Raw genomic sequence first — 9,739 nt, 5'->3', positions numbered from 1 at the left:
GCCTGACCTGTCCCGCCGGGACGGTTCTCTTAACAACACCATATAGATTTTTTGTACGCCGCCGCCCGCCATCGAGCAGAGTTTTTACACCTAATTGGGGATGAAACAGCTCATGGCGGGCGGCGGCATCATCGTGCTGGGTACGACCCTGATCCCTCTGCTGTCCACCCTGTTTTAAGGGCGTAAGGCATGGGATTTCTCACCGACTGGCTGACAGACTGGCTAAAAGAGCTGCTGATCGAGGGGATCATGGGCAACCTCACAGGGCTTTTTGATACGGTCAATTCCCGTGTCGGAGAGATTGCGGTGCAAGTGGGAACTACCCCGGCGGCATGGAACGCCGGGGTGTTCTCCCTGATCCGGCAGCTTTCTGAAACGGTGATACTGCCGATTGCCGGTCTGATCCTCACCTTCGTTGCCACCTATGAGCTGATCCAGCTCATTATCGAGAAGAACAACCTGCATGATCTGGACTACTGGATCTTTTTCAAGTGGATATTCAAAACGGCCTGCGCCATTTTGATTTTGTCCAACACTTTCAATATCGTCATGGCCGTGTTTGATGTGTCCCAAAGCGTTATCGCCCGGGCAGCCGGGATCGTGCAAGGCTCAACGGACATTTCGGAGGCCATGCTTGCCGACTTGGAGACCACGCTGGAAACGCTGGGGCTTGGCTCTCTGCTGGGGCTGTGGCTGCAATCCCTGCTCATTCATGTGACCATGTGGGCGATCAATATCGTGATTTTCGTCATCGTCTATGGCCGCATGATTGAAATATACCTGCTGACCAGCTTAGCGCCCATCCCCGTTGCCACGCTCTCTAACCGGGAGCTTGGCAGCACCGGGCAGAACTATTTGAAGTCCCTGTTTGCCGTGGGCTTTCAAGGGCTATTGATCCTCGTCTGCGTTGCCATCTATGCGGTGCTGATACAGGGCATCGCTACAAGCGGCGACCCCATCGGCGCGATATGGGGCTGCATGGGCTATTCCGTGCTGCTCTGCTTCTGCCTTTTCAAGACTGGCTCCATCGCCCGCAGCGTGTTCAGCGCACATTAAAGGAGGGATGAATATGACCTTGGGACAAAATGTCCCAAAGCTGGATGCGCTGCACCTTATGGACGGGATCGAGGGCTTGCGCTCTCTGCCAAAACATAGCGTGGATATGCTCTTGACCGATCCGCCCTACGGTACGACCCGGAACTTTTGGGATGTGCCGCTGCCGCTCCCGGAGCTGTGGGAGGCAGTGCGCTGGGCGGTGAAGCCCAACGGAGCCATCCTGTTTTTCGCTCAATGCCCCTTTGATAAGGTGCTGGGCGCATCCAACCTCGCCATGCTCCGCTATGAGTGGGTGTGGTACAAGTCCCGGGCAACAGGCTTTCTCAATGCCAACCGTGCGCCGCTGAAAAAGTCCGAGAACATTCTGGTGTTCTATCAGAAGTCCCCGGTGTACCATCCGCAATTCACCTACGGGGAGCCGTACCGCAAGACCAATCCCCGCAGCGGATGCAGTACCAACTACGGCAAGTTTGAACGGACAGGCTCAGAGTCCAGCGATGGGCGGCGTTATCCGGGAAATGTGCTGTTCGTGCCGACGGTGATGGGCGGCATCCATCCCACGCAAAAGCCCGTGGAGCTGTGCGAGTATTTCATCAAGACCTACACCAACGAAGGAGCGGTGGTGGCAGACATCTGCGCGGGCAGCGGCACGACTGCCGTTGCCGCTATGAACACAGGCCGCCGCTTCATCTGCTTTGAAAATGCCCCCTCCATCTACACAATCGCCGCCCAGCGCATCGAGCAGGCGCGGCTGGCCGTGGCCGAGGGCGGGAAAGGAGAATAGCTATCGAAAAATACCCCATTATTTACGCAGATCCCCCGTGGCGCTACTCGGCTAAGAAAGTACAGGGCGCGGCGGAAAATCACTACCCCACCATGAGCATTGATGAATTGTGTGCGCTGCCTGTGGCCGAGCTTGCGGCCAAGGACAGCGCCCTTTTCATGTGGGCGACCTTTCCCCAGCTCCCGGAGGCTCTGCGGCTCATCCGTGCGTGGGGCTTCACCTATAAATCCGTTGCGTTCGTCTGGCTCAAAAAGAACAAAAAGGCGGATAGCTGGTTTTATGGGCTGGGCTTCTGGACGAGGGCGAACGCCGAGATCTGCCTGCTGGCGACCAAGGGACATCCGAAGCGGCAGGCCGCCGACATTCACCAGTTTATCATTTCGCCCATCGAAGCCCACAGCAAAAAGCCGGATGAAACCCGTGATAAGATCGTTGCCCTCATGGGCGATTTGCCCCGCGTGGAGCTGTTCGCAAGGCAGACCTCTCCCGGCTGGGATGTATGGGGCAACGAGGTGGAGCCGACGATCCCGGACTTTGGGACAAATTGTCCCAAACTGGAGGTGACAGACTGATGCCCTATGTGAATGTCCCGAACGACCTTTCCAAGATCAAGACAAAGATCGCGTTCAACCTAACCAAGCGCCAGCTTATCTGCTTTGGCCTTGGAGCTGCTATCGGCGTTCCTACCTACCTTTTGACCCGGCAGGCCATCGGCAACACCGGGGCGCTGTTCACTATGCTGACGATCATGCTCCCGGCGTTCCTGCTGGCGATGTACGAAAAGGATGGCTTACCCTTTGAAAAGGTGATCCGCAACATCATCCGGGTCAAGTTTACCCGCCCCGGCATCCGACCGTACCGAACGGAAAATATCTATGCCCCATTTGCGCGAAAGGAGGAGCCTATTGAGCAAAGCAAAAAAGCAGAAAAACGCAAATAAGCACCGGGCGCTGTCCGCCCAGCAGACCATTCCTTATATCGCCATGCACCCGGACGGGATCTGCCAGCTCCCCGGCGGGCTTTACACAAAGACGCTGGAATATGAGGACATCAATTATGCCGTAGCGTCCACGGAGGATCAGACTGCCATTATCAGCGGGTGGAGCGCGTGCCTGAATTATTTTGACAGCTCTCTGCCGTTCCAGCTTTCCTTTGTCAACCGCCGCAGCCGGAACGCCAACCGCTACAAAGTGAATATCCCGGCGCAGGAGGATGACTTCAACAGCATCCGGGGCGAGTATGTAGAAATGCTCAAAGGCCAGATTGCCAAGAGCAATAACGGCATTGAACGGTATAAGTACATCACCTTTGGCCTGCCCGCCGAGGGCGTGGCGGAGGCGCGTCCCCGGCTGGGGCGCGTGGAGGCGGATGTCATGGGCAATCTGAAACGGCTGGGCGTCCAGTCCCGCCCGCTGGATGGCCGGGATCGGCTGGCGGTGCTGCATGGGCAGATGCATCCCGGCGGGCGTGAGCCGTTCCGCTTTGCGTGGAAAGACATTCCCAAGACGGGCATGGGGACAAAGGACTACATCGCCCCGGACAGTTTCGACTTTCGGCAGAGCCGGACTTTCCGTGTCGGCCAGATGTGGGGCGCGGCGTCCTATTTGCAGATCATGGCATCGGAGCTTTCCGATAAGCTGCTGGCGGAAATTCTGGAACTGGACGCCGAGCTGACCGTCACCATGCACATTCAGACGGTAGACCAACTCAAGGCCATTAAGACGATCAAGGGAAAGATCTCTGACATAGGCCGCATGAAGGCGGAGGAACAGAAAAAGGCCGTCCGTGCCGGGTACGATATGGAGATTTTGCCGCCTGACCTCATTACCTTTTCCAAGGACGCCGCCGAGCTGCTCTCCGACCTGCAAAGCCGCAACGAGCGAATGTTCCTGCTGACCTTTACGGTGGTGAACCTCGCTCCCACCCGGCAGCGCCTTGAAAACGATGTGTTCACGGTGAGCGGCATCGCACAGAAATACAACTGCGCTCTGCGCCGTCTGGACTGGCAGCAGGAGCAGGGCTTTGTGTCCTCGCTGGCGCTGGGCTATAACGGCATTGAGATCCAGCGGGGCATGACCACCAGCTCTACCGCCATTTTCATTCCCTTTATGACCCGGGAGCTTCGTATGGACGGGCAGGCGCTTTACTACGGCATGAACGCCCTTTCCAACAATATCATCATGGCTGACCGCAAAAAGCTCAAATCCGCCAACGGAATGTACCTCGGCTCTACGGGCAGCGGCAAGAGCTTCGCCGCAAAGCGTGAGCTGATCAATGTGTTCCTCGCTACCAATGACCGCATCATCGTGGTTGACCCGATGGGCGAATATGCCCCGCTGGTGCGGCGCTTGGGTGGGCAGGTCATTGAGATCGCCCCGGACAGCCCGCACCACATTTCGCCTATGGACTTGCAAATGAATATCAATGACGAGGACAGTCCGCTTTCCATGAAGGCGGATTTTCTGCTGTCCCTGTGTGAGCTGATCGTGGGCGGCAAGGAGGGCTTGCAGCCCATCGAGAAAACCGTCATTGACCGCTGTGTGCGGCTGGTCTACCGGGAAATGGCGCTGGGGCTGGAAACGGCCAAAACGCCGCTGCTGCAAGGTCTGTATGAGGAGCTGCTGCGCCAGCCCGAGCCGGAGGCGCGGCGGGTGGCGACGGCGCTGGAGCTTTACTGCACAGGCTCTCTCAACCTTTTCAACCATCCCACGAATGTTGACCTCAATTCCCGTGTGGTCTGCATTGTCCTAAAGGGCTTGGGTGAAAACCTCCGCAAAATCGCCATGCACACCACCAATGAATTTGTCACGGCGGCGGTAAACGCCAACCATGCCGAGGGCGTGGCGACATGGTGCTACTTTGACGAGTTCCATATCCTGCTCCGTGATCCGCTGACTGCCAGCTACTTTGTGGCGGTCTGGAAAATGCTCCGCAAAAAGGGCTGCGTCCCCTCGGCGCTGACGCAGAATGTGAAAGACCTGCTGGCCAGCCGTGAGATTGAGAACATTCTGGACAACACGGATTTCATGGTGCTGCTGTCGCAGGCGCAGAGCGACCGTGCAATTTTGGCAAAGCAGCTTGGCATTTCCGAGCATCAGCTCTCCTATATTACGCACTCCAATTCCGGCGAGGGCTTGCTGTTCTATGGAAATGTCACCATCCCGTTTGTAGACCGTTTCCCCCGTGGGGAGATCTATGACCTGCTGACGACCCGCCCGGAGGATCTTGCCCATGAGCGAACAGACGAGTAACCCCACTTCGGGACAAAAAGTCCCAAAGTCCAAATTCCATCCAAAAAGCCAACAGGAGCAGACAGCCGCCAGTAAGCTACGCATGGAAAAGCGGGGCGAAAAGCTGGATGCCGCCCGGGAGAAGCTGGCAAAGCAGAAGCCGCCGAAAAAGCCCGGTGCGGTCAAGCGCCTTGCCCATACCGCCGGACACGGTGTCCACGGCTTTGTGCATGGCAAACTCTATGAGGTCGAGCATGAAAATGTCGGCACAGAGGGCGCACACCGTTCCGAGCTGGCAGCAGAGTCCGTGTACCGCTTTGGCAGGCGCAAGCTCCGCAAGGCCATCCGGGAACACCCGGCAAAGGCGGTGGAGCGTGTGGAGAGCAAGCACATTAAGGCCACGGCGGATTATTACTACCGCAAGACCGTGGAGGAACACCCGGAAATGCAGGAGAGCGGCGCGGTGTCCCGGTATCTGCAAAAACAGAAGATCAAGCGCCAGTACGCAAAGCAGGCGCGGGAGGCTGCCAGGCAGACCGCCAAGGCCGCCGAGGGTACGGCGTCCGTCACGGGCAAGCTGACGGAAAAGGTGTCCGCCTACATCAAGGAACATCCCGGCGGGTTGCTCCTGCTGCTGGCGGCGTTTCTTCTGCTGGTGGTGCTGCAATCGTGTATGTCCTCGCTGGTAACGGTGGGCAACGGCGTGGCCGGAGCCATCGGCGCGTCTACCTATGCCGCCGAGGACGCTGACCTACTGGGGGCGGAGGCCGCCTACTGCGCTCTGGAGGACGAGCTGCAACGCTACCTCGACACCTACACCCGCACCCACGATTATGACGAATATTATTTTGACCTTGACACCATTGAACACGATCCCTATGTGCTGCTGTCCATCGTCTGCGCGCTCCATGAGGGCGAGTGGACGCTGGGCGAGGTGCGGGGGACGCTCCAAATGCTCTTTGACCGCCAGTACATTTTGACCGAGGATGTGGTGGTGGAGGTGCGCTATTCCGGCATGGAGGCCGAGCTGCAAAACTACCTGGACGCCTATACCGCCACCCACAGCTATGACGAATACCATTTTGATCTGGACGAGATCGAGCACGATCCCTATGTGCTGATCTCTATCCTCTGTGTGCTCCATGAGGGGGAATGGACGGCGGACGAGGTGCAGGGCACCCTGGAAAACCTCTTTGACCGCCAGTATATCCTGACGGAGCGCGTGGTGCGGGAAACCCGGTATGACAGCGACGGCGATCCCTACTCCTGGTACATCTGTTATGTCACGCTGGAAAACAAAAACCTTTCCCATCTGCCCCTGGAAATGATGGGCGAGGAACAAATGGCCCGTTACTCCCTCTATATGTCCACCCTGGGGAACAGGCCCGATCTGTTCCCGGAGTCAGCCTATGTGGGGAAATACATCACAAACCCGCCCGCTGACTATGACGTGCCGGTGGAATATCTGGACGATGAAACCTTTGCGGCCATTTTAGGCGAGGCGGAGAAATACCTGGGCTATCCCTATGTGTGGGGTGGCAGCTCTCCGGCCACGTCCTTTGACTGCTCCGGTTTTGTGTCCTGGGTGATCAATCACTCCGGCTGGAATGTGGGCCGCTTGGGAGCCCAGGGGCTCTATAACATCTGCACCCCCACCAGCGCACCCCGCCCCGGCGATCTGGTGTTCTTTGTCGGCACCTATGACACGGCGGTCGTGTCCCATTGTGGCATCTATGTGGGGGACGGGATGATGATCCATTGTGGCGATCCCATCCAATATGCAAACCTGAATACAAGCTACTGGCAATCTCATTTCTACGCCTACGGGCGTTTACCCTGACAAGGAGGTTATCTATGGCGGCAAGCAAAAGCCAAAAAATCCAGGCCGAGATTGATAAGGTCAAGGCCAAAATCAGCGAACAGCAGGCCCGGCTGAAAGAGCTGGAGCAAAAGCACCGGGAGGCGGAAAACGAGGAGATCGTGGACATTGTGCGGGGCATGAGCGTTTCCCTGGAGGAGCTGCCCCTGGTGCTCCAGCGGCTCCGGGACGGCGGTACCTCTGGACAAAGTGTCCAGAAGTCCGAGGACGGCGGAAAGGAGGAAAATTGAAGATGAAACGCTTTCGGGTGATGGCGGCGGCGCTTTGCGCCGTCGTTCTTTTATGCGGTTTTAGCGTCCCGGCGTATGCTTACGCGGACGGCGGCGAGGGCGCGGACTACGGCGATCCCACCATGACGGAGGAAACTCCCGCCCCGGAGCCCACCATTAAGCCCGGCGAGGGCTTTTCCGAAGAGGGCAACCTTGTGACCCGCGATCTGCTCTATGACGAGCACACCAACAAGCAGTTTATTACCGTCCAGACCAGCGGCGGCAACACGTTCTATATCGTCATTGACTATGACAAGCCCGTGGACGAAGAGGGCGAACAGTACGAAACCTACTTTTTCAGCGTTGTGGACGAGGCCGATCTGCTGGCTGCGGCGGAGGCCGCTGGCGTGGAACAGGCGGTGTGCTCCTGCTCTGAAAAATGCGAGGCAGGGGCCGTCAATACGGATTGTGCCGTCTGCTCTGTCAATATGAACAAGTGCGTGGGTGTTGAGCCGGAGCCGGAGCCCACGGAAACCGAGGAGCCCGCCCCGGAGGAGGGCGAGCCGGAAACGAGCGGCAACACGGGGATGCTCCTGGCGGTGCTGGCTGTGGCCCTGGTGGGCGGCGGAGCGGCGTTCTATTTCAAGGTGCTGCGCCCCAAACAGCAGAAAGCCGCCGCGCCCCAGGAGGACTACGGCGACGAGCTCACGGACTATGACGAGCCGGATGGCTACGGGGACGATGACGATGACGGCCCGCCCTGGGACGAGGAGGACGAGGACGGAGAGGAGGCGGACAAATGAGGTTTACCAACAGCCCCTATGAAAAGATGATGCAGCAGAAGCCCCGCCCCCAGGCTCCGACCCCGGCAAAGCCGCCTAGGGGCTCCCGGTGTTCCGGGTGTCCCTACTGGCGCGGGATCGGCTGCGTGTCCTGCTACCGGGAGCTTATGTGGGCCCCGGCTGGCGGGAGGTGACGGCTTGGCCCGTGAACTGACGCGCGAGGAAAAACGGGCGATCCGAGCCCTGGTAACAAAATGGTGTGCCAACTATGATCGGGAGTGCGGCTGCCTGCCCCTGGACTGCGAGTGCTATATGCTGGGGAAATGCTGGACGGGGGCGCTGTGCCGCTACTTTCGGGAGGCGGTGCTGCCCCTCGATCCGGCGCTGGAGGCCGCCCTCTTGACCGAGGGGCCCAGGCCGGATTTTAAGATTTGCCCTATCTGCGGCGGGCCCGTTGCCCCGGATCGGCGGCAGGCTTACTGCTCGGCGGCCTGTGCAAAGAAAGCCCACCGCCGCCAACAGCGGGAATATATGCGGAAAAGGCGGGGCTGGGGCGTTGACAATTAGGCCCTCGAAACCCGCTGATTACAAGGCTTTTCGGGGCCGCTTTTGGGGTGGGCCGTGTGTTTCTACGGCCTGCCCCTGTTTGGCCCGGATGCTGTCAACATCAAGGAGGTGTTATTCTGGAAGAAAATCAAGGCTATGTGATCCGCTGCACGATCCTGTTTGATAACAAATGCGGCTTTGTGCTGGGCGAAAACCCCAAGGTCCCTAACCCCTATGTGACATGGCAATTCAATGAGCAGGACGGACACCGCGACTTCTTTTGGGGCCACTACCACAACGAGCCCGATATGGCGGAACGGGATTTGCACAATCGGGCAGAGAACTATCAGCGGCGCTATCATGTGTTTGAGATAGAGCAGGCCCCGGATAAGGAAACCTACAAATACTACTCCACCCAGCGGCCCATCGACATCGGCACTTACCCGAACAGCTACTTTAACCGCCCTGTCCACATGGATTTGTACTTTACCCGACAGCAAGTGCCCGGTGAGTCGTTCCAGGCGTGGGGAGCCATCATCTATGCCCATCCCCTGACAGATCGGGAAATGCAGGACTATGAGCTTCGGCCCGCCCGTGAAAATTTGGACATTCGGAGGCAGATGGATGCCCAGGCCCAGGTGGTGGGGAAATGGGAGGATGCTCACCGTGTCCCGGATCAGAAACGGCTGACATGGTTTTACCCTGACTTCGGCAGTTATGTGGTGAAAGAATACATCACCCCGGAGCAACTGGCCGTTCGTGTCCACAGCATTGAACGCCTGGAAGTGGCGCGGGCTCACAAGGAGGCCAAACACCAGCCCCCGATTGCCGAACAACTGAAAGCGGCCCAACGGGAGGCCCAGGAGCAGCGGGCCCCGGACGGCCCTAAAAAGAAAGCCCCTGACCGGGGTGACAGATAGGAGAACTGTTATGGAAAAGAAGCGTGAACAGGATTTTGCCAACCAGGAGGCCCTGCGGCTCTCCGGGGTATTCAATACGCCGATCCCTGCCCAGCCCCCGAAACGGGAAAAGGCGCTGGACAAGGTAAAGGAGCCGCCCCGCGTCTGCCGGAGCCTGGAACGGGAGGAGCGGTGACAAAGAAACGCCGCCGCCCCATCCATCTCCATGTAATGGTGTCTGAGGAAGAGCAGGCGCTGATCCGGGAACGCATGGCCGAGGCGGGCATCCGCAACATGGGAGCCTATATGCGGAAAATGGCCCTCAATGGGTATGTGCTCCACGTTGACCTGTCA

Annotated in this window: 13 protein-coding genes and 1 pseudogene; all 14 read left to right on the top strand. The window is 58.4% G+C overall.

Translation table 11 applies throughout. The features are described from left to right. Positions 1-97 precede the first annotated feature (97 nt). Positions 98-178 (top strand): annotated as a pseudogene (locus MR825_RS07455) (Maff2 family mobile element protein); the annotation flags it as partial. A gap of 11 nt (positions 179-189) precedes the next feature. Beyond that, positions 190-1,056 (top strand): VirB6/TrbL-like conjugal transfer protein, CD1112 family, encoded by an 867-nt coding sequence (locus MR825_RS07450; RefSeq protein ID WP_287879906.1) that lies wholly within the window; start codon positions 190-192, stop codon positions 1,054-1,056. 13 nt (positions 1,057-1,069) lie between these two features. After that, complete coding sequence (locus tag MR825_RS07445; protein ID WP_287879903.1) at positions 1,070-1,840, top strand: DNA-methyltransferase; 771 nt, start codon at positions 1,070-1,072, stop codon at positions 1,838-1,840. After that, entirely contained in the window at positions 1,837-2,412 is a 576-nt protein-coding gene (locus MR825_RS07440) for an MT-A70 family methyltransferase (RefSeq protein ID WP_441328112.1), read from the top strand. Before MR825_RS07445 ends, MR825_RS07440 begins: the two co-directional genes overlap by 4 nt. Beyond that, positions 2,412-2,780 (top strand): PrgI family protein, encoded by a 369-nt coding sequence (locus MR825_RS07435; RefSeq protein ID WP_287879901.1) that lies wholly within the window; start codon positions 2,412-2,414, stop codon positions 2,778-2,780. The genes MR825_RS07440 and MR825_RS07435 overlap by 1 nt, the downstream gene beginning before the upstream one ends. Next, positions 2,716-5,091 carry a VirB4-like conjugal transfer ATPase, CD1110 family gene (locus MR825_RS07430; protein WP_353845873.1) on the top strand — a complete coding sequence of 792 codons (2,376 nt, stop codon included), beginning with the start codon at positions 2,716-2,718 and terminating at the stop codon, positions 5,089-5,091. Before MR825_RS07435 ends, MR825_RS07430 begins: the two co-directional genes overlap by 65 nt. Further along, positions 5,072-6,910, top strand: a complete 1,839-nt coding sequence (locus MR825_RS07425; RefSeq protein ID WP_287879899.1) for a C40 family peptidase — start codon at positions 5,072-5,074, stop codon at positions 6,908-6,910. The genes MR825_RS07430 and MR825_RS07425 overlap by 20 nt, the downstream gene beginning before the upstream one ends. A gap of 14 nt (positions 6,911-6,924) precedes the next feature. Then, the gene (locus MR825_RS07420; protein ID WP_007491255.1) at positions 6,925-7,179 is read left to right on the top strand and encodes a DUF4315 family protein; all 255 of its coding nucleotides are present in this window, start codon (positions 6,925-6,927) and stop codon (positions 7,177-7,179) included. A gap of 2 nt (positions 7,180-7,181) precedes the next feature. Further along, on the top strand, positions 7,182-7,961 hold the full coding sequence (locus MR825_RS07415; RefSeq protein ID WP_287879893.1) for a DUF4366 domain-containing protein: 780 nt from the start codon (positions 7,182-7,184) through the stop codon (positions 7,959-7,961). Next, complete coding sequence (locus tag MR825_RS07410) at positions 7,958-8,134, top strand: hypothetical protein (RefSeq protein WP_287879890.1); 177 nt, start codon at positions 7,958-7,960, stop codon at positions 8,132-8,134. Before MR825_RS07415 ends, MR825_RS07410 begins: the two co-directional genes overlap by 4 nt. Positions 8,135-8,138: 4 nt before the next feature. Continuing rightward, positions 8,139-8,507 carry a cysteine-rich VLP domain-containing protein gene (locus MR825_RS07405; RefSeq protein WP_021659245.1) on the top strand — a complete coding sequence of 123 codons (369 nt, stop codon included), beginning with the start codon at positions 8,139-8,141 and terminating at the stop codon, positions 8,505-8,507. A 137-nt stretch (positions 8,508-8,644) separates the two neighbouring features. Further along, entirely contained in the window at positions 8,645-9,406 is a 762-nt protein-coding gene (locus MR825_RS07400; protein WP_287879886.1) for a hypothetical protein, read from the top strand. A gap of 10 nt (positions 9,407-9,416) precedes the next feature. Continuing rightward, positions 9,417-9,581 carry a hypothetical protein gene (locus MR825_RS07395; RefSeq protein ID WP_186908274.1) on the top strand — a complete coding sequence of 55 codons (165 nt, stop codon included), beginning with the start codon at positions 9,417-9,419 and terminating at the stop codon, positions 9,579-9,581. After that, the coding region (locus tag MR825_RS07390) for a plasmid mobilization protein (RefSeq protein ID WP_441328111.1) at positions 9,578-9,739 on the top strand (162 nt) is incomplete at its 3' end. The genes MR825_RS07395 and MR825_RS07390, both read left to right, overlap by 4 nt.

It is taken from the genome of Lawsonibacter sp. (assembly GCF_022777125.1).
Lineage (GTDB): Bacteria > Bacillota > Clostridia > Oscillospirales > Oscillospiraceae > Lawsonibacter_A > Lawsonibacter_A hominis.
The sequence above is the reverse complement of the archived record's forward strand: the minus strand, read 5'-3'. Positions and strand labels throughout refer to the sequence as shown.